Below are 22,862 nucleotides of genomic sequence, written 5' to 3' on the forward strand. Positions count from 1 at the left end.
GGGCCGCGCCGACATCGACCGCTGCTGCATGATCCGGCTTTCGTCGCGCAGCGCGTGCGCGACGCGTTTCGACGCCGTCGTCACGCATCCGCGCCGACGGCGTGGAACAGTTCCTCCTCCTGCGCGCAATGCAGACGTACGATCGCCTCCAGCCCGTACAGCACGCGTTGTATCGCCTGAACCTGCATGGCGTCGGCTCCGTCGCGCGGCAGGTCCGCGACCATCTGCCTGAGCGACCGGACCAACGTGAAGATCTCCCGGTGTGCGCCACTCATTGCCGCGAGCGGATCCTCGCCGCCGAGCAACGGCGCAAGACGCGCGTAGACATCCAGGTCGTCGGCGCGCTCGTGCGGCAGCAGCCGTTGATCCAGCGCGTCGACGACATCGGCAAGCTCGCTGGCGATGCCGGCTCCGGATAGTTGCGGCAAGCGGCCCGCGAGCGCCCTGATCCGGTCCAGCAACGGCGACAATGCCGCGTGCTCGCGCTTGAGTTGCTCGACGTCGACATCGGCCAGCCGGGTTTCCGGCGGCCGCGGGCGCACAAGCAACACGCGCAGCGCATTGACGATCACGACGACGTCGACGACTTCCTGAATGACCGCACCGGCAATCGGCGGCAGGAATCCCGCCGCCGCAATCGCCATCGCGACGGTCGACAACGACATGCCGATCACCACGCTCTCGAGCGCGATCCGGCGCGATCGACGGGCGATGCGCATCGCATCCACGAGTCGATCCAGCCGATCCACCAGCAACACCACGTCGGCGGCTTCGGACGACGCGGCCGCGCCCCGCGCGCCCATCGCGATGCCGACATCGGCCGCCGCCAGCGCCGGCGCGTCGTTCACGCCGTCGCCGACCATGATCGTCACGCCCTCCTTGCGTGCGGCCTGGATCGCGGCGAGCTTGTCCGCCGGCGTCTGTTCGGCGCGCACGTCGGTGACCCCGAGCAGTTCGCCGACGGCCCGGGCAATGTCGCGCCGGTCGCCGGTCAGCATGACGAGGCGCTCGACGCCTTCGCGTTTGAGCAGCCGTAACGCCCGCGGCGTTTCCAGCCGCACCTGGTCGGCCATCTGGATCGCGCCGACCATGACGCCATCGACGCCGACGAACACGGCGGCCCCGCCCTCGTTGCCGACCCGCTTCAGGAATGCTTCGCTCCACGGGGCATCCGCCGAGCCGGCGCCGACGTACCCGAACTTGCCGATCCTGACGGTCCGGTTGTCGACCCGGCCGGTCACGCCCTCGCCGGCCGTTTCCATGACAGCCGACGGCGGCGACAGGTGGATTTCGCGTTCTCGCGCCGCGACCGTCAGCGCGTCGGAAATGACGTGGCCCGACGCCTGGGCCAACGATGCCGCGAAATGCAGCACGTCGTCCGTTCCGATACCGGCGCCGCATTCGATCGCCACGATGCGTGCGCGCCCGCCCGTCAGCGTGCCGGTCTTGTCGAAGAACAGGATCGTTGCCTGCGCAAGACGTTCGAGCGCGCCCCCGCCTTTGACGAGGATGCCGCGTTTCGAACAGCGCGACAGGCCGGACACGATGGCGACCGGCACGGCGAGAATCAACGGGCAAGGCGTGGCGACGACGAGCACGGCGAGCGCGCGAGCGACGTCGCCGGTCAGCAGCCACGCGATGCCGGCGACGAGCAGCGCGGCGAGCACGAAGAATGCGGCGTAACGATCCGCGAGACGCACGGACGGACCGCGCTCGTGTTGAGCGCGCTCGACCATGCGGACGATGCCTGCGAACGTGCTGTCGCCCGCCGTGGTGCGGGCGACCATTTCGAACGGTGCGCCTGCGTTGACCGCGCCGCTGCAGGCGTTTTCCCCCGAACGTCGCCGCTGGGTGGACGACTCGCCGGTCAGCATCGATTCGTCGAGCTCCGCGTCGCCGGTCAACGTGCCGTCGACCGGCGCGCATTCGCCGCTACGCACGAGCAGCCTGTCACCCGGAATGATGGTGTCCGGCGCAACGGAACGCCATTCGCCGTTCTCGAACCGGGTCGCCTGCCGGGGGGCGCGACCGAGCAGCGCGGTCATCTCGCGTTGCGCGCGGTCTTGCGCATACCGCTCCAGCGTCCGGCCGCTCGCCAGCATCAATGCGACGACCGCAGCCGTCAGCGTCTCGTCGAGCGCGATGGCCAGGCCGATTGCCAGCCATGCGAGCACGTCGATGCCGGCCTGCCGTTTCACCACGGCCCTTGCAAGCGAGACCGTCAACGCGAGCAAGACCGGCACCGTTCCCAGCAGCCATACGACCCTCGCGAGCGAAGGCATACCGAAGGCCACGCACATGCCGCCTGCCGCGAGCGTAACGGCCGCCAGAACCAGCAACGCGAGATCGATCGACCAGCGGATACGAGACATGACCATTTTTCCAATTGCCGCGCATGGCGGGTTCGCCGCCTTCGGTTCCGGTTGCGGTCGGGGACGGCCGGTTGCGGACGGCCGGTTGCGGACGGCGTGGCATCAGTCTAGGAAACACCGCGGTTCGACCGTTGACCTGCGTCACGGCGAAGCGCGTCACGCGAACGGCCGGCATGGCGCGTTGCTTGACGTGAGTCAAGCGGCCGGCGCCTTTCGTCAGCACAATCGAAGCATGACGCCGGAGCGCCTGGGATCGATATCGTGCTGACGCTGGCCGTACTCTTCGTGCTGATTCTTCTACTGAATCTCATGCCGGCGTTCGCCCCGCCGACGTGGATGGCGATGTCGTGGGTCGGGTTCAACCTGCCCGACGGCAATCCGCTGGTTTTTGCCGTCGTGGCGGCCGCCGCGGCGACCCTCGGACGCGTCATCCTGGCGACCTTCGCCAGGTCGCTCGTGCGCTCCCGCTGGATGCGCGACGCGGATCGCGAGAACATCGACGTCGCCACGCACTGGCTGCGCAAGCATCGGACGCTCACCGTCGGTGCGTTTTTCTTCTATGCGCTGAGCCCACTTCCGTCGAACTACCTGTTCATCGCATACGGCCTTTCCGGATTGCCGCTCAGGATCATCGCCGCGGCGTTCTTCGTCGGGCGCGCGACGACCTATGCGATCTGGGCACACCTCGGCCGCTTTGCGTCGACCAGTCTGGACGTGGAATCCGGACTCGAAGGCAGTTACCTCGGCGGATACTTCGTCGTCACGCAACTGGCGTTGCTCGGCATCGTGTTCGCGTTGATGAAGCTCGATTGGCGCGCGCTGCTCAACGAACGCCGGTTGACGTTCCGGCGCGGCCATCCTCCGCATCGCGCGGAGTGACACCCCGCATGCGCGCCCTGGCGATCGCCTGCGCCGGCCGACCGACCGTTGCAGCTCGTCGCACAGTCTGTTCGTCGGCGTCGATAACCGACTAGCCGGGCCACGCGCGGCCCCTACGGGTGAAGGATCGGTGCGTCGATCAGCACCCGCTCCGCCGACCGGCTCCGGGCCGCCGCGGTCGCATAGACGAACGTGAAGACGATCGACGCGAGCAATGCCGCGAACATGCGCGAGACGGTACGCAGCGTATAGCCGGGCAACGCCGCGGGAGACAGCGAGATGGTCGGAGGATGCGCGACTGCGAGCGGGCCTGCCATCTGGTGCGCCGAGATCCCGGCGAGCAGCAGGACGCTGGTGACGATCAGCATCGCGGCGAGATCCCGCCAGCCCGGTGCGGGCAGCGTCCAGCGACCGCCCCGCAATACCTCCGCATGGTGCTCCACGGTGCCCCTCCCCGCCGATGATGGCGGTTCATCTTCCGGGGCAGGGGAGCCAGCCGGGTTGACCTGCGTCAACCGTCCCGCAGTGCCGGCACCCGGCGCGCCACTCGGCAACCGTGCGCTGGGCCGCAACCGCGCCGCGGCGCCGCACGTCCCGCGCCCGTCGTCGAAACCGACCGGCTAACCCGGCGATTCGGCAACCCGACCGGCTACGAGAACCAGCCCCTGTTCGCCCGAAATCGCCATCGTCACGCCCTCTTCCCGGCCGTGCTCGCGCACGCCGTTGCCGCGGGCACGTCGCAACCACCCCCGACGTGCACCGCATCATCCACGCTGTTTCTCCTCGAAATACGGCTGGCGTGCCGCCACGAGGCGTAGTTCGTCGAGCAGCGCCGCGGCCGCGCGCAGCAGGTCGTCGAGCGACACGATGCCGACCAGCTCACCGCCGTCGCCCACCACCGGCAATCGGCGCACGCCATGCTGGCGCATCCGCTTCGCGAGCAGCCAGAGATCGTCGTCGACGTCCGCGACGGCGACCGGGGCCGACATGATGTCGCCGACGAACAATGAACCGGCCGGTGCGTCGGGGCCGACGACGGCGAGCACGATATCCCGGTCGGTCAGCATGCCGACCGGCTCGCATCGTCCTTCTCTTTCACGTACGACGACCAGATCGCCGGCGTGCGTATCGCGCATCATCGCGGCCGCCTCGACGACGGTCATCTGCGCGGAACACATGGCGACATCGCGGGTGCAAAGCATCGCGGCATTCATGTTCCCTCCCCTGCCCGGGCGACGCGGGCCGTCGGTCGACTCGTGATCGACCCGCGCGAACATCGATCTTCGCTCTTGCGGCACGAGCGGTGTTGACGCAGGTCATCAAGCGCACGCATGCACCTGAAACAACCGGCGATTCGGCTGACGCAATGCCATTCCACGCCGCGGGTTCGCGTGCCCGTTACGCCACGCCGAAGCAATCCTCGCACACGTCGAACGACTCTGATGTGTTCGCGCCGCCCGCCCGTCAGCTTGCCTGCACAACCAGCTCGGCATGAATCCGCTCGACGTCGTCGCGCGTGCACAGTGCCGTCCCCGGATGCTCGACCGAAGCGGCCGATGCCGCCAGCGCGTAGCGGCACGCGTCGTCGAACGGCACGCCGCGCGCCAGCGCCCACACCATGCCGCCGACGAAACTGTCGCCGGCGCCGACCGTGCTGCATACCGCCGCCGGCCTGCCGGGCAGGCGCAGCGTGCGATCGCGCGTGACGACCCATGCGCCGCGCGCGCCGAGCGTCAACGCGACGATGTCGGCCTGGCCGCGCGCCACGAGTTCGTTCGCTTTCCGACATGCCGACGAGTCGTCGAGCGGTTCGCCGGCCAGCGCGCTCAGTTCGCCGATACTGGGCTTGACGAGATGCACGCCGGCCTCGAGGGCCGCCTGCAGCGCCCGGCCCGCTGCGTCGACCACCACGCGGCTGCCCCTCGCTTTCGCCGTCCGCGCCAACGTCGCATAGAGATCGTCGGGAGCGCCGGGCGGCAGGCTGCCGCTCAGGACGAGATAGCGGGGCACCGGTTGCATCGCGTCGATGCGCGCCGCGCAGTCGCGCCACTCGGCCTGCGTGAGCGTCGGCCCCGGCATCAGGAAGCGGTATTCGCGCCCGGTCGCGGTCTCGGTCACGCACACATTCTCGCGGGTCTCGCCGGCGATCCGGATGCGCTCGCTCGGCAGATGCTCGGCTTCGAGCAGCCGTGTCAGGACGTCGCCGGTCGGCCCGCCGGCGAGGTACAGCGCGACGCAATCGCCGCCGAGCCGGTGAACGGTCCGGGCGACGTTGATTCCGCCGCCGCCGGGGTCGCGCCGCGGCCGCGCGCAGCGCAGCTTGTGCGACTCGACGATGTGCTCGACCGACGTAGCAACATCGACGGCGGGATTCAATGTGACGGTAACGATGTCGGTCATGGTGAGTGGCTCTCGGTCGATGGCTGGGGCGCCCCGCCGGCTTCTCGCGACGGACGCCGGCGCGGCGACGCCCGGCAACCGATGCATGCCGGCCGTGGCTCCACATTACGTTCGATGCCGGCCACCGCGTTGACCGCCGTCAAGCCACGCCGCGAAGGCGCCCGCTTGCGCTCGATCAACGACGCGTCCGGGCGGACTCCTACAGTGAGTCATTCATCGTTGCCGAGCCCCGCCATGGACGAGCAGCCGCTTTGCACCACCGTGTTCACCGAACGCTATGCGCGGCCCGGCGAAACGTCTCGCGAGGCCCTCTTCCATCGCGTCGCGCATGCGCTGTCGCTCGCCGAGCCGGCCGAGCTGCGTGCGCAGGCGGCGCGCGCGTTCTTCCGGAACCTGCAGCGCGGCGCCATCGGCGCGGGCCGCATCCTCGCGAACGCCGGCGCGGATACCGGCGGGACGATGATCAACTGCTTCGTCCATCCTCTCTCGATGCCGCCGGGCGCGCCATGGGCCGCCATCGACGCAGCACTCGCGCATGCGCTCGACGACGCACGGCTCACACTGTTGATGGGCGGCGGAATCGGCTACGACTTCTCGCCGGTGCCGCCTGCCGGCGCATATGAACGGCGCGTGTCGTCCGAACGAGGCGCATGCGTCGCGATCGACCGTTTCGACGCGATGTGCCGGGCGCTGCCGTTCACCGGCCCGCGCCGGGGCGCGCAAATGGGGGTGTTGCGCTGCGATCATCCGGATCTCGTGGCATTCGTCGCCGCCAAGCGCGGACGGGCGCGCTGGCCGACGTTCAACCTGTCGGTCGGCGTCACCGATGCGTTCATGGAGGCAGTCCGGCAGGACCTGCCCTGGGCGCTCGTCCATCACGCGCGGCCCCCTTCCAGGGCCGGCGCACGGCCCCGGCGGCCGGACGGACGGTATCTTTACGCGACGATTCCGGCACGCACGCTCTGGCACGAGATCGTCGGCGCGGCACGCGACAGCGCCGAGCCGGGGCTGCTGTTCCTCGACACGATCCGCGACGCGAATCCGCTGCGCGAACACGAACGGATCGACGCGACGAACCCGTGCGGCGAGCAGCCGCTGCCGCCGTACGGCAGTTGCGTGCTCGGGCCGATCGACCTGTCGCGTTTCGTCCATCACCCGTTCGGGGTCGACGGCAAGCCGCGCTTCGATTTCCCGGGGCTCGCCGACGCGGTGCGCATCCAGGTGCGCATGCTCGATAACGTGCTCGACCTGACCGCGTGGCCGCTCGCCGCGCACGCCCACGAGGCGCGGCGCACGCGCCGCATCGGAGTCGGCGTCACCGGCCTGGGCGACGCGCTGACGATGCTGCGGCTGCGCTACGACGGTGCGCAAGCGCGGGCGTTCGCACGCGGGATCGTGCTGACGATGCGCGAGCATGCGTTCGCCGCCTCGGCCGCGCTTGCCGCCGAGCGCGGCGCGTTTCCCGCGTACGATTCCTCCGCCTATCTGTCCGGCCCCGCGCACCGCATGCCGCTGCCGCTGAAGGTGCACCACGCGATCGCGCGGCACGGGCTGCGCAACAGCCACCTGCTGTCGTTCGCGCCGGCCGGCAGCGTGAGTCTCGCCTTCTGCGACAACTGTTCGAACGGGATCGAGCCGGCGCTCGGCTGGACCCAGCGGCGCCTCGTGCGCACCGCGGACGGACGGGTGCGGCCGTTTCGTGTCGAGAATCACGCTTACCGGCTGTTTCGCGACCTGCATGGCGGCACCGTCAGGCTGCCGGATTATTTCGTCACGGCGGCGGACATCGCGCCGGTCGATCATGTCGCGATGCTCGCGGCGCTGCAGCCGTGCGTCGACGCCGGCATCTCCAAGACCGTGACGCTGCCGGCGCAGTGTTCCCTCGCGGATGTCGACGCTCTGTTCTTCCAGGCATGGCGTGACGGGCTCAAGGGAATCACGGTGTTTCGGCCCGATCCGCGGCTCCCGTCGGTCGTGACCGCCGATGCGACGCAGGCGCGGCGCGAGCGCCCGGTCTGCATCGGCTGTTGAACGATGCACGCAGACCAGCGGCCGACGCGCGCGCAACGCGGCGATCGCTCGTTCAGACGGGAGCGTCCGTGGTCAACCCGGAGTAGTCGAATGTCTTCTTCATGACGTCGAGGCTGTGCGCCGGACCCGCGACCGCTCAGGCCGCGTCACGGGTCCAGTCCGCGCGCAGCATGTCCTCGCTGTCGCGACAGTTGAATGACAGGCGCGACGGTCACGCGACGGTCAACCGGTCGACCACCTCGCGCACGCCCCTGACCGACGCCGCCGCGCCGCACGCGGCACGCCTTTCCGCCAGCGACGCGACCGTGCCCGTCAGCGTGACGACGCCGTCGTCCGCATCGATCGCGATCCCGGCGGATTCGCGCTGCGCGCGACGGGCCAGCGCTTCGGCAATCCGGGTGCCGACGTCGGGCACCGTTTGGTCGGCCCGCACCCGAATGCGATTCGCGACACCGACGACGCCTTTCATCCGGCTCACCATTTTTTCCGCTGCGCGGCTCTGGAACGCATGATCGACCTCGCCGTCGAGCGTCACGCAGCCGTGATCGACTTCGACGCGAATCTGGTGATCGCGCAATGCCTCCTGCCAGCCGAGCGCGAACGTGATCGCGATCGCCAGTTCGTGGTCGGCGCAGGCATCCTCCGGCGGCTCGACGTTCAGTTCGAGCACCAGTGCGCGCGCATCCGCGACATGCAGCGCGGTTTTCTGCGCTTCGAGCTTCTGGGCCCAGCTGTCGACCGTGCCGCGCAGCGTCACGATCCGGTCGCGCACGTCGACGTCGATCCGGCGCGAATCGATCGCCGGATTCCAGAACAGCGCCTGCTCGACATCCTGCTTGAGTGCTGCATCGGACTTCATGTCGGTCTCCCGTCCCGGCGCGTGCCGGTCGCGGAGCGTGCGACCGGACGTGTGCCGTAGCCGATTCAGGATCGCGCATGGCGGCACCGGCGGCTTGACGAGGATCAACCAACCGCAGGCTTGCGGCGTCGGCGGCACGGTGAGTAACCGGCTGATTTGTCCGTTGATGCAGATCAACGGGCCGCCGGAACGCGACTCGATCATGGCGACAGACGCCGCGAACATGTCGCGCCGAGATGACCGAGCCGCTTCCCGGGAGACCGTCATGAACCGAAAGCAGTACCGCATCGCACTCGCGACGCTGAGCGTGTTCATCGCGCTGGCGTCGCTGGCCGGCATCGTGCACGGCATGCTGTTCGACGAGCGGGTGTTCAGGTATTCGATCGTCGCGTTGATCCTGAGCATCCTGTCGTTCGTCGTGCTGCTGAATCTCGCGCCCGGCGACCGCCCGTAAATCGAACATCGGCTGGACGATCGGCCGTATGCCTGTCAAGCGAGGCTTCACTCGAAACGCATGACGGCCGCAGTGATGCAGATCAAGGGAGCACGCGGCATTCGTCGGATATAAGTGAACCCGAAGCGGCGTCGCCATGCGGGCGGCGCCATCCCGTGTTCGTATAGCCGATGAGGGACCCCATGCGCGCCGTCGCGCTTCCGCCGCTGTTTCAGCCTGCCGCCGCGCGGCGCGTTCGTCTCGTTGCGCTGGCAGCCTGTGCGGGCCTGCTGTCCGGATGCCTGTCGTTCGCGCCGCCCGACGAACGTCCCGCCGCGCCGATCCCCGCCGCGTTCCCCGACCCTGCCGCTCGCAGCGCCGTCATTGCGCAGGCGCCGCCTGCCTGGCAACACTACTTCGTCGACGCACGTTTGCGCGCGTTGATCGAGCAGGCGCTCGCCGACAATCGGGATCTGCGCGCAGCCGTTGCACGCGTCGAACAGGCTCGCGCCGTCTATGGCATTCGCAGCGCGGATCAGTGGCCCACGATCGGCGCCGGCGCGGCCTATGCGCGGTTTCGCACGCCGGGCGGCTTCCTGACCCCGGCGCCGGTCATCGGCCAGGTCTACGAGATCCAGCTGGCGGAGACGCAATGGGAGATCGATTTCTGGGGCCGCGTGCGCAACCTGAAAGCGTCGGCGCTGCAGCGCTATCTCGCGAGCGATGCCGCGCGGCAAGCGGTGACGCTGAGCGTGATCACCGGCGTGGCGGACGCCTATCTGACCCTGTGCGAACTCGATGAACGGATCGCGCTGACGCGCGCGGCGATCGACACGCGGCGCGAATCGCTGCGGATTTTCCGGCTGCGTCACGCGGCCGGCGCGATCTCGCGGCTGGACCTGACGCAATCGGAGATCCTGCTGCAGCAGGCCGAATCGCTTGGCGTCCAGTTGCAGCAGGCGCGTGCATCGGCGGCCGATGCGCTGGCGTTGCTCGTCGGCGCGACGCCGGCGCTGGCCGACACGCCGCTGACGCTCGACGACGGCGCGGTGATGCCGTCGCTCGCGCCCGGCCTGCCGTCGTCGCTGCTCGCCCGGCGTCCGGACGTGATCGCGGCGGAGCACGAACTGCAGGCCACGCGCTCGAACATCGGCGCGGCACGCGCGGCGTTTTTTCCGCGTATCGCGTTGACGAGCGCGATCGGTTCGGGAAGCAGCGCACTGCATGACCTGCTGTCGTCCGGAACGGGCGTGTGGTCGGTGATTCCCAATGTCACGCTGCCGCTCGTCGACGGCGGCCGCAATCGATCGAATCTCGCCCTCGCGCACGCCCAGCGCGACGAGGCGCTCGCCCAGTACGAGAAGACCATGCAGCGCGCATTTCGCGACGTGTCCGATGCACTCGCCGCACGCTATTGGCTCGCCGACCAGGTCGCGATCGAACGGGCGACGCTCGCGTCCCAGGCCGAGCGCGCGCGGCTGGCGAAACTGCGCTACGACAGCGGCGCCACCCGCTTCCTGGAAGTACTCGACGCACAACGCGACCTGATGAACGCCGAGCAGCAATGGGTGATGACGCGCCGTGCGCTGTTGTCGAGCCGCGTCGCGCTGTACGGCGCGCTCGGCGGCGGGACGACCGACACCGACAGCGCCGCCGCGGCATCGAACCACCTTTCCATCGATTCGGGTTCCAGACCATGAAGACCATCAAGCGCCCTCTTCTGATCGGTGCCGGCGCGGCCGTGCTCGCGGTCGGCCTCGTTTACTACGGCTGGACCCGCTGGCGCGACGCTCGGACGGACGCCGGGCTCGTCAGCGGCAACGGCCGCATCGAGGCGACCGAGATCGACGTCGCGACCAAGCTGCCGGGGCGCGTTACCGCCATGCTCGTCGACGAAGGCGACTTCGTGAGCGCCGGTCAGCCGCTCGCCCGCATGGACGTGGTCGTCCTGCGGGCACAGCTCGACGAGGCGCAGGCCCGGGAACAACAGGCGGTGAACACCGCGGCGAGCATCGACGCGCAGGTGGCCCAGCGTCGCAGCGACAAGGCCGCGGCGGCCGCGCTCGTCGTGCAGCGCGAAAGCGAGCTCGACGCGGCCACGCGCCGGCTGGCGCGGTCCGAAACGCTGTCGCGGGACGGCGCGTCGTCGCTGCAGGAACTCGACGACGATCGCGCGCGCGCCGGCAGCCTGCGCGCGACCGTGAACGCCGCGCGCGCCCAGGTAGAAGCCGCGCAGGCCGGAATCGACGCCACCCGGGCCCAGCTCGTCGCCGCGCGCTCGGCCGTGACGGCCGCGCAGGCGACCGTCGCACGCGTGCAGGCCGACCTCGCGGACAGCGAGCTGACGTCGCCGCGCGACGGGCGGGTCCAGTATCGCATTGCCGAATCGGGCGAAGTCCTGCCGGCAGGCGGCAAGGTGCTCAATGTCGTCGACCTGTCCGACGTCTACATGACGTTCTTTCTGCCCGAAACGGTCGTCGGCAGAGTCCCGCTCGGCGCCGACGTGCGGATCGTGCTCGATGCGGCGCCGGAATACGTGATTCCGGCACGCGTGTCGTACGTGTCGAGCACGGCGCAATTCACGCCGAAGACGGTCGAGACGGCCACCGAACGGCAGAAACTGATGTTTCGGGTCAAGGCGCGCATCGACCGCGATCTGCTGCAGCGCCACCTGAAGCTCGTCAAGACCGGCCTGCCCGGCGTCGCGTGGCTGAAGACCGATCCGAACGCAGTGTGGCCGGCACGCCTCGCGATCAAGGTGCCGCAATGAAGGCAACGTTGCCTGCCGATGCCGACGCGGGCGGGACCGAAGGCCCGCCGGCTTCCATGCAATCGGGCGCGGTCGCCCGGCTGTCGCGCGTCTCGTTGCGCTACGGCGATACCTGCGCGCTCGACGACGTGACGCTCGATATTCCGGCCGGCCGCATGATCGGGCTGATCGGACCGGACGGCGTCGGCAAGTCGAGCCTGCTCGCGCTCGTCTCCGGCGCGCGTGCGATCCAGCAGGGCCGCGTATGGACGCTCGATGGCGATCTGTCGTCGCGCGGCCATCGCGCACGCGTATGCCGGCGTATCGCCTACATGCCGCAAGGGCTGGGCCGGAACCTGTACGCGACGCTGTCGGTCGAGGAAAACCTGCAGTTCTTCGCCAGACTGTTCGGCCACGATGCGGCCGAGCGACGCCGCCGCATCGACGCGCTCACGCACAGCACCGGCCTTCATGCGTTTCTCGACCGCCCCGCCGGCAAACTGTCGGGCGGCATGAAGCAGAAACTCGGCCTGTGCTGCGCATTGATCCACGATCCCGATCTGCTGATCCTGGACGAACCGACGACCGGCGTGGATCCGCTGTCGCGCGCCCAGTTCTGGGAATTGATCGAACGTATTCGCACCGCCCGCCCCGCAATGAGCGTACTCGTCGCCACCGCGTACATGGACGAGGCCCGGCGTTTCGACTGGCTGATCGCGATGGACGCCGGCCGCGTGCTCGCGACGGGCAGCCCCGGCGACCTGCTCGCCCGCACCGGCTGCGACACGCTGGAAGCCGCGTTCATCGCGTTGCTGCCGGAAGCGCGCCGTCACGGGCACCAGCCGATCCGGATAACGCCGTTCCAGCCCGACGCGGCCGGCGGCTACGCGATCGAGGCCGACGCGCTGACGATGCGGTTCGGCGATTTCGTCGCGGTCGACCACGTGAGCCTGAAAATCCGTCGCGGCGAAATCTTCGGCTTTCTCGGCTCCAACGGCTGCGGCAAATCGACGACCATGAAGATGCTCACGGGCCTGCTCGCCGCGTCCGAAGGCACGGCAACGCTGTTCGGCAGTCCGGTCGCCGCGAACGATATCGATACGCGCAGGCGGGTCGGCTACATGTCGCAAGGGTTTTCGCTGTACGGCGAACTGACCGTCAGGCAGAACCTCGTGCTGCATGCGCGCCTGTTCGGCGTACCGGAACCGGACCTGCCAGCACGCATCGACGAAATGGTCGGACGCTTCGGGCTCGCCGAGGTACTCGATGCGCTGCCCGAACGTCTGCCGCTCGGCATGCGGCAGCGGCTGTCCCTTGCCGTTGCGATGGTGCACAAGCCCGAACTGCTGATCCTCGACGAACCGACGTCCGGCGTGGACCCGGTTGCGCGCGACGACTTCTGGCGATTGATGATCGAGCTCGCGCGCAACGATCGCGTGACGATTTTCATTTCGACGCACTTCATGAACGAGGCCGCCCGCTGCGACCGCATCTCGCTGATGCACGCGGGTCGCGTGCTGGCGAGCGCCGCGCCGGACGAACTGGTTCGCCTGCGCGGCGCCGCCACGCTCGAGGACGCGTTCATCGGCTACCTGACCGACGCGCAACGCGTGGACGGCGCACCCGCGGACACGTCACCGGGCGCCGGCTGGCTGGCCGTATCGCCCGCCGCGAGCGATACCGCCCACGGCGCTGCCTGGTTCAGTCCGGCGCGCGCCGGCAGCTACCTGTGGCGCGAAGTGCTGGAACTGCGACGCGACCCGCTGCGCGCGACGCTGGCGCTGTTCGGTTCGCTCGTACTGATGTGCGTGATCAGCATCGGCATCAGTCTCGACGTGGACAACCTGACGTTCGCCGTGCTCGATCGCGATCAATCGATGCTGAGCCAGGACTACGCGCAGAATCTCGCGGGCTCCCGCTACTTCGTGCCGCGCGCGCGGCTCGTGGATGACCGCGACATCGATCGCCGCATGCGCAACGGCCAGCTGTCGCTCGCGATCGAGATCCCGCCCGGTTTCGCACGCGACGTCGCCCGCGGCCGGCACGTGGAGATCGGCGCGTGGGTCGACGGCGCGATGCCGATGCGTGCGGAAACGATCCGCGGCTATGTGGCCGGCATGCACGAGAACTGGCTGCGCGATCAGGCGAAGCGCCGGCTCGGCGTGTCGCTCGTCCCTGCCGTCGATGTCGCGATCCGCTATCGGTACAACCCGGACGTCAAGAGCCTGCCCGCGATGATCCCCGCGATCATGCCGATGCTGCTTCTGATGCTGCCCGCGATGCTGACGGCGCTCGCCGTCGTCCGGGAACGGGAGCTCGGATCGATCGTCAACCTGTACGTGACGCCCGTGACCCGCGCCGAATTCCTGCTCGGCAAGCAGGCGCCGTACGTGATGCTGGCCATGCTGAATTTCCTGCTGATGGTCGTGCTGGCCGACGTCGTGTTCGGCGTGCGGATCAAGGGAAGCTTCGCGACGCTGGCGGCCGCGGTGCTGATCTTCAATGTCGTCGCCACCGGCATCGGGTTGTTTGCGTCGACGTTCACGCGCAGCCAGATCGCCGCGATCTTCATGACGATCGTCGGCACGCTGATCCCCGTCGTGCAGTTCTCGGGCCTGCTCACGCCGCTGTCGTCGCTGGAAGGCAGCGGCAAGTGGATCGGTACGATCTATCCGGCCACCTACATGCTTGCGATCAGCCGCGGCGTGTACAACAAGGCGCTCGGACTGGCCGACCTGTCGTCCCAGTTCTGGCCGCTGCTCGCGGCCGTGCCGGTGATCATGGTGACGACCGGCATCCTGCTGCGCAAACAGGAGCGCTGATCGTGTCGCGCCTGCTCGCCATCTACCGGCTCGGGATCAAGGAACTCTGGAGCCTCGCCCGCGACCCGATCCTGCTCGCGCTGATCATCTATACGTTCAGCGCGTCGATCTACGTCGCCGCGACCGCACGCCCCGAAACGCTGCACAAGGTGCCGATCGCGCTCGTCGACGAAGACGCGTCGCCGCTGTCGGCGCGGATCGCGGCGGCGTTCTTTCCGCCGCAGTTCGCGCCGCCCCCGATCGTCGACGCCGGCGCGGCCGATCGCGGCCTCGACAACGGCGACTACACGTTCTCGCTCGACATTCCGCCGGACTTCCAGCGCGACGTGCTGGCCGGCCGTCACGCGACGATCCAGCTCAACGTCGATGCGACCCGCATGACGCAAGCCTTCACCGGCAGCACCTACATCCAGCAGATCGTGTCTGGCGAGATCGACGCGTTCGTGCGGCGCTACCGCGGCACGCCATTGCCGCCCGTCGATCTCGCGATGCGGATGCGCTTCAACCCGAATCTCGACGAGGTCTGGTTCGGCGCGCTGATGGAACTGATCAACAACGTGACGATGCTGTCGATGATCCTCACCGGCGCCGCGCTGATTCGCGAGCGCGAACACGGCACGATCGAGCATCTGCTCGTGATGCCGGTGACCGCGGCGGAGATCATGCTCGCGAAGGTCTGGTCGATGGGGCTCGTCGTCACGGTGGCGGCCGTCGCGTCGCTGACGTGCGTCGTGGGCGGCGCCCTGCACGTGCCGATTCCCGGCTCCATCCCGCTGTTCGTGGCCGGGATGGCGTTGCACCTGTTCGCGACGACGTCGATGGGGATCTTTCTCGCGACGCTCGTGCGCAGCATGCCGCAGTTCGGCATGTTGCTCGTGCTCGTGCTGCTGCCGCTGCAACTGCTGTCGGGCGGATTGACGCCGCGCGAAAGCATGCCGGTGGCCGTGCGGGACATCATGCTGGCCGCGCCGACGACCCATTTCGTCGAGCTCGCGCAACGCATCCTGTACCGGGGCGCCGGCTTCGATGCGGTGTGGCCGCAGTTCGCGGCGCTGTTCGCGATCGGCGGCGTGCTGTTCCTGCTGTCGCTGATGCGGTTCCGCAAGACCATTGGTCAGATGACTTGATCGTTCCACGGCCTCATCGCCCCATCGCACGCGAGGCCGGGATTCGCCTGTTGATACAGATCAACCGCGCCGGAAGCCGGTACGCGATCATGATGCCCTACCTTGCGAAATCGCAAACTGCCGCTGCGCGCCAACGCGGACGAACGCCAGCCGCTCCCCGGGAGACCGTCATGATTCGCCATTCGTACCGGACCGCGCTCGCCACGCTGGGCGTGTTCATCGCACTCGCATCGCTACTGGGCGTCGTGCACGCGATGCTGGTCGACGCGCACGTGCTGCCTTACGCGATCGTCACGCTGGTGTCGGGCGGCGTCGCATTCGTCGCGCAGCTCGATCCCGCACCGGGCGAGCGCTAGCGAGACATCCGGACGCGTCGCATTCGACATCCTGCTCGAGGCGGGAATCGCTGATTTCCGTCAATCGCCGCGCGCCGCTTCGCGATGTAATCGACGCACTGAACCCGTCAATTTTCAAGAAGGCGAACGATGAAACTGACTTTTCTCGGTGCGACCGAAACCGTGACCGGCTCGAAGTATCTGGTCGAGCACGGCGGCCGGCGCGTGCTGGTCGATTGCGGCCTGTTCCAGGGCACGAAAAACCTGCGATTGCGCAACTGGAGCCCGCTGCCGCTCGCGCCCGACACGCTCGACGCGGTCGTGCTCACGCATGCGCATATCGACCACACCGGCTATCTGCCGGTGCTGGCGCGCGAAGGCTATCGCGGGCCGGTGTACTGCACGGCGGCCACGGCCGAACTCTGCGACATCATGTTGCGCGACAGCGCGCGGCTGCAGGAGGAAGAAGCCGACTTCGCGAACCGGCACGGCTACTCGAAGCATCATCCGGCGCAGCCGCTCTATACGCTCGACGATGCGCAGCGGGCGCTGCGGCTGCTGAAGCCCGTCGCCTTCGACGAATGCACGGCGCTCGGCGACGGCCTGGCGTTCCGCCTGCTGCCGGCCGGGCACATCCTCGGCGCGGCGAGCGTCGTGATGCACTGGGATCACAAGGTGCTCGCGTTCTCGGGCGACCTCGGCCGCTATCACGACCCGATCATGCAGCCGCCGCGACCGCCGGCGCATGCCGACTATCTCGTCGTCGAATCGACCTACGGCGACCGGCTGCATCCGGAATCCGATCCCGAGAACGCGCTCGCCACGCTGTTCGACACGACCTTCGCGCGCGGCGGGGTCGTCGTGATGCCCTGCTTCACCGTCGGCCGCGCGCAGGAGATCCTGCACTACATCGCGCGGCTGAAGGCGTCCGGCCGCATGGCGCGCGTCCCCGTGTTCGTCGACAGCCCGATGGCGACCGACGTGACCGAAATCTATCGCCACCACATCCTCGAACACCGGCTGACGCTTTCGGAAGCGAACGCGCTCGGCCACGCGGCGACGATGATCCGGACGGTCGAGCAGTCGAAGGCGATTGCGGAACACCACGGGCCGATGGTCATCATCGCCGGCAGCGGCATGGCCACGGGCGGGCGCGTGCTCCATCACCTGAGCCGCTACGCGCCCGACGCGCGCAACACGATCGCGCTGGTCGGCTATCAGGCAGCCGGTACACGCGGCGCGGCGCTGGCCGCGCACGAACCGACGGTCAAGATTCACGGCGAATACGTGCGTGTGCGCGCGCAGGTCGAGTCGATCGCCGCGCTGTCCGCGCATGCCGACTACGAGGAGATTCTCCGGTGGCTCGGTACGATGCAGCCCGCGCCCGTACGGACCTTCATCACGCATGGCGAACCTGCATCGGCGGACGCACTGCGGCGGCGTATTTCGGAGCGATTGCATTGGCCGTGCGAAGTCCCGACCTACGCGCAGACCGTCGATCTCGATGCAGTCGAATCGGGCGATGCGCGCGAGCCGGCCGCCGTTTCGTCCTGACTCCGGCGCCGGCGAAACACCGGTCGGGCGCGGCGGGAACCGAACGACGTTGCGTACCGGTCCCCGTCACGCGCCACCGGCCCGTCAGCCGACTTCGATGATCACCTTCAGCGCATGGGTTTGCGCCGCGCGACCGAACGTGTCGTACGCACGCTCGACGTCGTCGAGCGAAAACCGGTGCGTGATCAGGCGTGTCGGATCGAGACGCCCGGCGCGCACGGTCTTCAGCAGCATCGGCGTGCTGACCGTGTCGACGAGCCGCGTCGTGATCGAGATGTTGCGATCCCACAGCTTCTCGAGGTGCAGGTCGGCCTTCACGCCATGCACGCCGACGTTCGCGACGACACCGCCTGGCGCCACGAGCGCCGTGCACATCTCGAACGTCGCCGGAATGCCGACCGCCTCGATCGCGCAATCGACGCCGATGCCGTCGGTCAGCTTCATGACCTCCGCCACCGGATCGCCGGTGCGGCCGTCGACGCAATCCGTCGCGCCGAAGTGCCGCGCGATCTCGAGCCGGTTGCTGTCCGGGTCGATCATGATGACCTGCGCAGGCGAGTAGAACTGCGCGGTCAGCAACGCGGCCAACCCGATCGGCCCCGCGCCGACGATCGCGACCGAGCACCCGGGCTGCACCTTGCCGTTCAACACTCCGCATTCGAACCCGGTCGGCAGGATATCGGACAGCATCACGAGCGCGTCCTCGTCGGCGCCGGCCGGAATCCGGTACAGGCTGGTCGCCGCATGCGGGATACGCACGTACTCGGCCTGCGTACCGTCGATCCGGTTGCCGAGAATCCAGCCGCCGGTCGTGCAATGCGAATACAGGCCGCGGCGGCAGTATTCGCAGCGGCCGCACGACGAGATGCACGAAATGAGCACGCGATCGCCCGGCGTCAGCGAATCGACCGCGGCGCCGACCTGTTCGACGATGCCGACGCCCTCGTGGCCGAGAATGCGGCCGGGCTCGCACGTCGGTACGTCGCCTTTGAGGATATGCAGATCGGTGCCGCAGATCGTCGTGCGCGTCACGCGGACGATCGCGTCGGTGGGCGACTGCAGTTCCGGCTTGGGCCGTTCCTCGAGCGCCTTGCGCCCCGGCCCGTGGTAGACGAGTGCTTTCATCGCTGTTTCTCCGTTCATGTTTCCAGTACATAGGCGCCGGGCGCCGCCGCGAAGCCGTCGGGCGGCGTACGGGCCGGCACGTCGCCCGACGAGCGCGCGTGCAACCAGTCGCGCCAGCATGTCCACCACGATCCGTCGACCGCCGGCGTATCGCGCACGAAGTCGTGCGGGCTGCGGTAAGCCACGCCGGGGTCGCGCGTCCCGCACCGATAGTGGCGCCCCGGATGGCCCGGTTCGGACACGATGCCCGCGTTGTGCCCGCCCGACGTCAGCACGAACGTCAGCGCATGGTGCGTGAGCAGATGGAGCTTGTAGACGGACCGCCACGGCGACACGTGATCGCGCTCGGTGCCGACCACGAACGTCGGCACGTCGATATCCGACAGCGCGACCGGCCGCCCGTCGACGCAATACCGGCCGGCCGCGAGATCGTTGTCGAGAAAGAGCCGCGTCAGGTATTCCGAATGCATGCGATACGGCATGCGCGTGGTATCCGCATTCCACGACATCAGGTCGTTGGGTTTCGTGCGCGTGCCGAGCAGGTATTCGCTCATCATCCGCGACCAGATCAGGTCGCGCGCGTTCAGCAGTTCGAACGCGGCGGACATCTGCGCGCCGTCCAGGTAGCCCTGCCGCCACATCAGCGCGTCGAGCGCGGACAGCTCGCTCGCGTCGATGAACAGGCCGAGCTCGCCGGGTTCGCTGAAATCGGTCTGGGCCGCGAGCAACGTGATCGAGCGCAGCGCCTCGTACTGCTGGCCGTCGCGCGCCAGCGCAGCCGCGGCGATCGCCAGCAGCGTGCCGCCCAGACAATAGCCGACCGCGTGGACCGCCTCGCCGCCGATCGACCGGGCGGCGTCGAGCGCCGCGATGCAGCCGTCCCGCAGATAGTCGTCGAGCCCGAGGTCGCGCGACTCCGCGCCCGGGTTGCGCCATGACACGGCGAACACCGTATAGCCCGCATCGACCAGGAAGCGGATCAGCGAATTGTGCGGCTGCAGATCGAGGATGTAGTACTTCATGATCCACGACGGCACGATCAGGATCGGCTCGTGCGCCACGCGGGCCGTCGTCGGCGCGTATTGCAGCAGCTCGCACAGCGCGTTGCGCCAGACGACGCGACCCGGCGTGATCGCCACGTCGCGACCGGGCAGATAGGCGCGCGCATCGTGTGCCTGCGTGCCGCTCGCGCGCTCGACGAACGCGTTCGCGTCGTCCCGCCAGTGCCGGAAACCTGCCGCGAGGTTCGCGCCGCCACTGCGCATCGTCGCGTCGAGCACGACCGGATTGGTCGCCAGGAAATTGCCCGGCGAACAGGCATCGAGCCACTGGCGTGCGGCGAACCCGACCAGTTCCTCATGATGGCGTTCGACACCCGGCACGCCGCGTGTCGCGTCGCGCCACCAACGCTGGATCGCCAGGAAACCGTCGCGATACACACAAAACGGCCAGCCGCCCCACGCGGGCGCGGCGAAGCGCGGATCGGCGTCGCCAGCGTGTACGGCCAGGCTGCCCGACTCCGCATCGTCGGCCTCGCCGTCGCGTCCGCTTGCCGCCGGCGCCACGGCGCCCAGCCACGCCTGTGCGGCGAGCTCGAAGCCTTTACCCGGCGCTACCGCCAGATGCGCGCTCCAGTCGAGCATGGCCAGCGCCAGCGATACCGGCGACAGCCCGAACGTCAGCGCGGCCACATTCGCGTGCGCGGCACGGTTCCACTGTTCGGCCGCGCTCATCCGGGCAGGCGCGCATCGCGTCGCCGCCGGCGCGTGCCCATCGTCGGCCGGCGTGGGCAGCGATGCCGGCGCGCGACGCGCGCGCAGCACGGACGCGTTCATCGCAGGTACATTCCGCCGTTGACGTCGAATTCCGCGCCGGTTGCGAACGCACCGGCATCGGAGCACAAGAGCGCGACGAACGCGGCGATTTCGTCGGGGTCGCCCAACCGCCCGGCCGGGATCTGCGGCAGGATCTTCGTGTCGAGCACCTCCTTCGGCACCGACTCGAGCATCGCGGTCGCCAGATAGCCGGGCGACACCGTGTTGACCGTCACGCCATGCCGCGCGAGTTCGAGCGCCAGCGTTTTCGTGAAGCCGTGGATGCCGGCCTTCGCGGCCGCGTAGTTGGCTTGCCCGTACGCGCCTCTCGACCCGTTGACGGAGCCGATGTTCACGATCCGCCCGAAACCGGCGTCGATCATGCCCGGCACGAACGGCTTCGTCATGTTGAACATGCTGTCGAGATTGGTGCGCAGCACCGCGTCCCACATGCTCTTCGTCATCTTCACGAAGGTGGCGTCGTGCGTGATGCCGGCGTTGTTGACGAGCACGTCGACGCGCCCGAATTCGGCCAGCACGCGTGCCGCGCAGTGCTGGCACGAATCGTAGTCGGCCACGTCCACTTCGAACGCATGAAACGTGCGGCCCGCGTCGCGTTCGTGCGCGAGCCACGTCGCGACGTGGTCGTTGCGCTCCGTGTACGACACGGCCACCGTCATGCCGGCGTCGTGCAGGCGACGGCCGATCGCGGCGCCGAGCCCGCCCATTCCGCCCGTGACGAACGCGACGCGGTCAGCGCACATGATCGCTCTCCCGTGCGTCTGCGATGCCGTTCAGGCGGCCTGCGGCGAGCGCCCCGTTCGTCGCACCGCCCGCCTCCTCGATCCCGCGCTCCAGCGCGGCCATCCAGTCGGCCCACGGCATGCTGGCTTCGTTGACCACCGCGAGTCGCTCGAGGTCAGGCAACCAGTCGGTCTGATAACGCGACAGCGCGCCCGAGCCGTATTCGCGCAACCAGGTACGCCACGCACTGGCGCGCTCGAATTGCGCACGCATGCACAGCTCGGCGGCGTCCTGCCAGATCTCGACGGTCGCGATCGCGTAGTCGCTCGTCACCTGCCGGCCAGCCTCGGCGAAGGCCGTCCACTCGTTCGTTTCCGCCAGCGCCTGCTGCAGGCGCCGCACCGCGGTGCGGTCGCGCTCGATGCGCCGCCCTGCCAGCGCATGCCATTCGTATTGCCAGTCGCGGTTCAGCGCGACCATGCGCAACGCGAGATCGCAGCCCGCGCGCCAAGCGTCGTTCGGTGTCGTCAAAGCATCGCTACTCATCGGCTTCCCCTTTCGATCGTATCCATGGGCTGGCATCCGCGTCGCGCCGCCTGCCCGGCCTCGGCGTCGCGACCGCTTCACTGTGCGGGTATCGCGCACGGCTGCCGTTGATCTGAGTCAACCGCGTGGAAACCCTGCTTCGTAGACTGGATTGCACCGGCGGATCACCCGTCGATGGAGCGATTCCGATGAGCTACAAAAGCATGGTCGTGCACCTCGATACGAGCGCCCGCGCGCATTCGCGTCTCGAGTTCGCATTGCGTCTCGCCCGGCGCTTCGGTGCGCATCTCACCGGGCTGTTCGCCATCTACACGCCCGAGCCACATTCGTTCTACGTGATGGCCGGTTCCGCCGACTATTTCCGCGCGCAACGCGAACGGCGCGACGAGCGGCTTGCCGCGCTGGAGCGTCTGTTCCATGCGGAGACGGCGCGCGCCAAAGTGCCCGCAACCTGGATTCGCACCGACGAGCGGGCGAACGTGGCCGTACCGCGCGCTGCCCGTCTCGCCGACCTGGTGATCGCGGGCCAGAGCGACCCGAACGATCCCGAAACCTATATCGACGACCAGTTTCCGGAAAATCTCGTGTTGACCGCCGGCCGCCCGGTGCTGTTCTGGCCGTACACCGGAGAATTCCCGTCGGTCGGCGAACGGGTTTTCGTCGCATGGGACGGCAGCCGCGAAGCGACCCGCGCCGCGCACGACGCGCTACCCTTTCTCGAACACGCGAAGCGGACGACGGTCGTCGCCGTGGTCGACGGCAAGTCGGAGGCCGCGGCCACGCGGATCCCGGCCGCCGATGCCGCGCTGATGCTGGCGCGCCATGCGCACGACGTGAACGTGCTCGACATCGACACCGGCGCTGGCTCGTCCGTCGGCGAAACGCTGCTGTCGCGCACGTACGACACGGGCTCCGACCTGCTCGTCATGGGCGCGTACGGCCATCCGCGCTGGCGCGAGCTGTTGATGGGCGGCGCGACACGCACGGTGCTCGCGTCGATGACGCTGCCGGTACTGATGTCGCACTGACGCGTCCGACGCACACGTCATGTCGTCCGCGTCGAGCGCGGCCA

Annotated in this window: 20 protein-coding genes; 11 read left to right on the forward strand and 9 right to left on the reverse strand. The window is 68.7% G+C overall.

Annotated features, from left to right (window positions below; genetic code table 11):
- Positions 1-80 precede the first annotated feature (80 nt).
- Complete coding sequence (locus CFB81_RS32735; protein WP_256976433.1) at positions 81-2,243, reverse strand: heavy metal translocating P-type ATPase; 2,163 nt, start codon at positions 2,241-2,243, stop codon at positions 81-83.
- Here CFB81_RS32735 and CFB81_RS36745 point away from each other — a divergent pair.
- Positions 2,143-2,640: a hypothetical protein gene (locus CFB81_RS36745; protein ID WP_256976437.1), complete on the forward strand. Its 498-nt coding sequence runs from the start codon at positions 2,143-2,145 to the stop codon at positions 2,638-2,640. The genes CFB81_RS32735 and CFB81_RS36745 overlap by 101 nt on opposite strands.
- Entirely contained in the window at positions 2,634-3,251 is a 618-nt protein-coding gene (locus tag CFB81_RS32740; RefSeq protein WP_089437913.1) for a VTT domain-containing protein, read from the forward strand. Before CFB81_RS36745 ends, CFB81_RS32740 begins: the two co-directional genes overlap by 7 nt.
- A gap of 113 nt (positions 3,252-3,364) precedes the next feature.
- Here CFB81_RS32740 and CFB81_RS32745 read toward each other — a convergent pair whose 3' ends face one another.
- The 3 genes from CFB81_RS32745 to CFB81_RS32755 form a co-directional block, all read right to left on the reverse strand.
- The gene (locus CFB81_RS32745) at positions 3,365-3,694 is read right to left on the reverse strand and encodes a hypothetical protein (RefSeq protein ID WP_373452666.1); all 330 of its coding nucleotides are present in this window, start codon (positions 3,692-3,694) and stop codon (positions 3,365-3,367) included.
- 321 nt (positions 3,695-4,015) lie between these two features.
- Positions 4,016-4,465 carry a CBS domain-containing protein gene (locus tag CFB81_RS32750; protein ID WP_089438168.1) on the reverse strand — a complete coding sequence of 150 codons (450 nt, stop codon included), beginning with the start codon at positions 4,463-4,465 and terminating at the stop codon, positions 4,016-4,018.
- Positions 4,466-4,715: 250 nt separating this feature from the next.
- Positions 4,716-5,651: a 1-phosphofructokinase family hexose kinase gene (locus tag CFB81_RS32755; RefSeq protein WP_089437914.1), complete on the reverse strand. Its 936-nt coding sequence runs from the start codon at positions 5,649-5,651 to the stop codon at positions 4,716-4,718.
- Positions 5,652-5,885: 234 nt separating this feature from the next.
- Here CFB81_RS32755 and CFB81_RS32760 point away from each other — a divergent pair, with 234 nt between their 5' ends.
- The gene (locus CFB81_RS32760) at positions 5,886-7,682 is read left to right on the forward strand and encodes an adenosylcobalamin-dependent ribonucleoside-diphosphate reductase (protein WP_089437915.1); all 1,797 of its coding nucleotides are present in this window, start codon (positions 5,886-5,888) and stop codon (positions 7,680-7,682) included.
- Between the two features lie 211 nt (positions 7,683-7,893).
- Here the strand turns inward: CFB81_RS32760 and CFB81_RS32765 are convergent, their stop codons facing one another.
- On the reverse strand, positions 7,894-8,541 hold the full coding sequence (locus CFB81_RS32765; RefSeq protein WP_069620123.1) for a BON domain-containing protein: 648 nt from the start codon (positions 8,539-8,541) through the stop codon (positions 7,894-7,896).
- A 265-nt stretch (positions 8,542-8,806) separates the two neighbouring features.
- On the opposite strand from CFB81_RS32765, the gene CFB81_RS32770 reads away from it, so the two are divergent.
- The 7 genes from CFB81_RS32770 to CFB81_RS32800 all read left to right on the forward strand — a co-directional run bounded on the left by CFB81_RS32770 (position 8,807) and on the right by CFB81_RS32800 (position 17,561).
- Positions 8,807-8,995, forward strand: coding sequence for a DUF2964 family protein (locus tag CFB81_RS32770; protein ID WP_089437916.1), 189 nt, complete (start codon positions 8,807-8,809; stop codon positions 8,993-8,995).
- 182 nt (positions 8,996-9,177) lie between these two features.
- On the forward strand, positions 9,178-10,674 hold the full coding sequence (locus CFB81_RS32775; protein WP_089437917.1) for an efflux transporter outer membrane subunit: 1,497 nt from the start codon (positions 9,178-9,180) through the stop codon (positions 10,672-10,674).
- The gene (locus CFB81_RS32780) at positions 10,671-11,744 is read left to right on the forward strand and encodes an HlyD family secretion protein (RefSeq protein WP_089437918.1); all 1,074 of its coding nucleotides are present in this window, start codon (positions 10,671-10,673) and stop codon (positions 11,742-11,744) included. The genes CFB81_RS32775 and CFB81_RS32780 overlap by 4 nt, the downstream gene beginning before the upstream one ends.
- Positions 11,741-14,545 (forward strand): ribosome-associated ATPase/putative transporter RbbA, encoded by a 2,805-nt coding sequence (rbbA, locus tag CFB81_RS32785; RefSeq protein ID WP_089437919.1) that lies wholly within the window; start codon positions 11,741-11,743, stop codon positions 14,543-14,545. Before CFB81_RS32780 ends, rbbA begins: the two co-directional genes overlap by 4 nt.
- A gap of 2 nt (positions 14,546-14,547) precedes the next feature.
- Positions 14,548-15,672, forward strand: coding sequence for an ABC transporter permease (locus tag CFB81_RS32790; RefSeq protein ID WP_089437920.1), 1,125 nt, complete (start codon positions 14,548-14,550; stop codon positions 15,670-15,672).
- A 170-nt stretch (positions 15,673-15,842) separates the two neighbouring features.
- Positions 15,843-16,028: a DUF2964 family protein gene (locus tag CFB81_RS32795; RefSeq protein ID WP_069620012.1), complete on the forward strand. Its 186-nt coding sequence runs from the start codon at positions 15,843-15,845 to the stop codon at positions 16,026-16,028.
- 129 nt (positions 16,029-16,157) lie between these two features.
- Positions 16,158-17,561: an MBL fold metallo-hydrolase RNA specificity domain-containing protein gene (locus CFB81_RS32800; protein WP_069620011.1), complete on the forward strand. Its 1,404-nt coding sequence runs from the start codon at positions 16,158-16,160 to the stop codon at positions 17,559-17,561.
- 84 nt (positions 17,562-17,645) lie between these two features.
- On the opposite strand, the gene CFB81_RS32805 is transcribed toward CFB81_RS32800, so the two are convergent.
- From CFB81_RS32805 to CFB81_RS32820, 4 genes are read right to left on the reverse strand one after another with little or no spacing between them, the layout of a single operon-like run.
- A complete protein-coding gene (locus tag CFB81_RS32805) occupies positions 17,646-18,686 on the reverse strand; it encodes a zinc-dependent alcohol dehydrogenase family protein (protein WP_089438169.1) in 1,041 nt (346 codons plus the stop codon).
- A gap of 14 nt (positions 18,687-18,700) precedes the next feature.
- Entirely contained in the window at positions 18,701-20,521 is a 1,821-nt protein-coding gene (locus CFB81_RS32810; protein WP_089437921.1) for an alpha/beta hydrolase, read from the reverse strand.
- Entirely contained in the window at positions 20,518-21,264 is a 747-nt protein-coding gene (locus CFB81_RS32815; protein WP_089437922.1) for a beta-ketoacyl-ACP reductase, read from the reverse strand. Before CFB81_RS32815 ends, CFB81_RS32810 begins: the two co-directional genes overlap by 4 nt.
- Entirely contained in the window at positions 21,254-21,790 is a 537-nt protein-coding gene (locus CFB81_RS32820) for a hypothetical protein (protein ID WP_089437923.1), read from the reverse strand. Before CFB81_RS32820 ends, CFB81_RS32815 begins: the two co-directional genes overlap by 11 nt.
- Positions 21,791-21,978: 188 nt before the next feature.
- Here CFB81_RS32820 and CFB81_RS32825 point away from each other — a divergent pair, with 188 nt between their 5' ends.
- Entirely contained in the window at positions 21,979-22,818 is an 840-nt protein-coding gene (locus tag CFB81_RS32825; protein ID WP_089437924.1) for a universal stress protein, read from the forward strand.
- The last annotated feature ends 44 nt before the right edge of the window (positions 22,819-22,862 follow it).

The sequence above is a fragment of the Burkholderia sp. AU28863 genome, assembly GCF_002223195.1.
Taxonomy (GTDB): Bacteria; Pseudomonadota; Gammaproteobacteria; order Burkholderiales; family Burkholderiaceae; genus Burkholderia; species Burkholderia sola.

Coding starts and splice junctions, on each gene's coding strand:
- rbbA (WP_089437919.1), top strand. CDS start 11,741: ATGAAGGCAACGTTGCCTGCCGATGCCGACGCGGGCGGGACCGAAGGC.
- CFB81_RS36745 (WP_256976437.1), top strand. CDS start 2,143: ATGGCCAGGCCGATTGCCAGCCATGCGAGCACGTCGATGCCGGCCTGC.
- CFB81_RS32755 (WP_089437914.1), bottom strand. CDS start 5,651: ATGACCGACATCGTTACCGTCACATTGAATCCCGCCGTCGATGTTGCT.
- CFB81_RS32760 (WP_089437915.1), top strand. CDS start 5,886: ATGGACGAGCAGCCGCTTTGCACCACCGTGTTCACCGAACGCTATGCG.
- CFB81_RS32825 (WP_089437924.1), top strand. CDS start 21,979: ATGAGCTACAAAAGCATGGTCGTGCACCTCGATACGAGCGCCCGCGCG.
- CFB81_RS32775 (WP_089437917.1), top strand. CDS start 9,178: ATGCGCGCCGTCGCGCTTCCGCCGCTGTTTCAGCCTGCCGCCGCGCGG.
- CFB81_RS32750 (WP_089438168.1), bottom strand. CDS start 4,465: ATGAATGCCGCGATGCTTTGCACCCGCGATGTCGCCATGTGTTCCGCG.
- CFB81_RS32770 (WP_089437916.1), top strand. CDS start 8,807: ATGAACCGAAAGCAGTACCGCATCGCACTCGCGACGCTGAGCGTGTTC.
- CFB81_RS32820 (WP_089437923.1), bottom strand. CDS start 21,790: ATGAGTAGCGATGCTTTGACGACACCGAACGACGCTTGGCGCGCGGGC.
- CFB81_RS32795 (WP_069620012.1), top strand. CDS start 15,843: ATGATTCGCCATTCGTACCGGACCGCGCTCGCCACGCTGGGCGTGTTC.
- CFB81_RS32810 (WP_089437921.1), bottom strand. CDS start 20,521: ATGAACGCGTCCGTGCTGCGCGCGCGTCGCGCGCCGGCATCGCTGCCC.
- CFB81_RS32765 (WP_069620123.1), bottom strand. CDS start 8,541: ATGAAGTCCGATGCAGCACTCAAGCAGGATGTCGAGCAGGCGCTGTTC.
- CFB81_RS32805 (WP_089438169.1), bottom strand. CDS start 18,686: ATGAAAGCACTCGTCTACCACGGGCCGGGGCGCAAGGCGCTCGAGGAA.
- CFB81_RS32800 (WP_069620011.1), top strand. CDS start 16,158: ATGAAACTGACTTTTCTCGGTGCGACCGAAACCGTGACCGGCTCGAAG.
- CFB81_RS32815 (WP_089437922.1), bottom strand. CDS start 21,264: ATGTGCGCTGACCGCGTCGCGTTCGTCACGGGCGGAATGGGCGGGCTC.
- CFB81_RS32780 (WP_089437918.1), top strand. CDS start 10,671: ATGAAGACCATCAAGCGCCCTCTTCTGATCGGTGCCGGCGCGGCCGTG.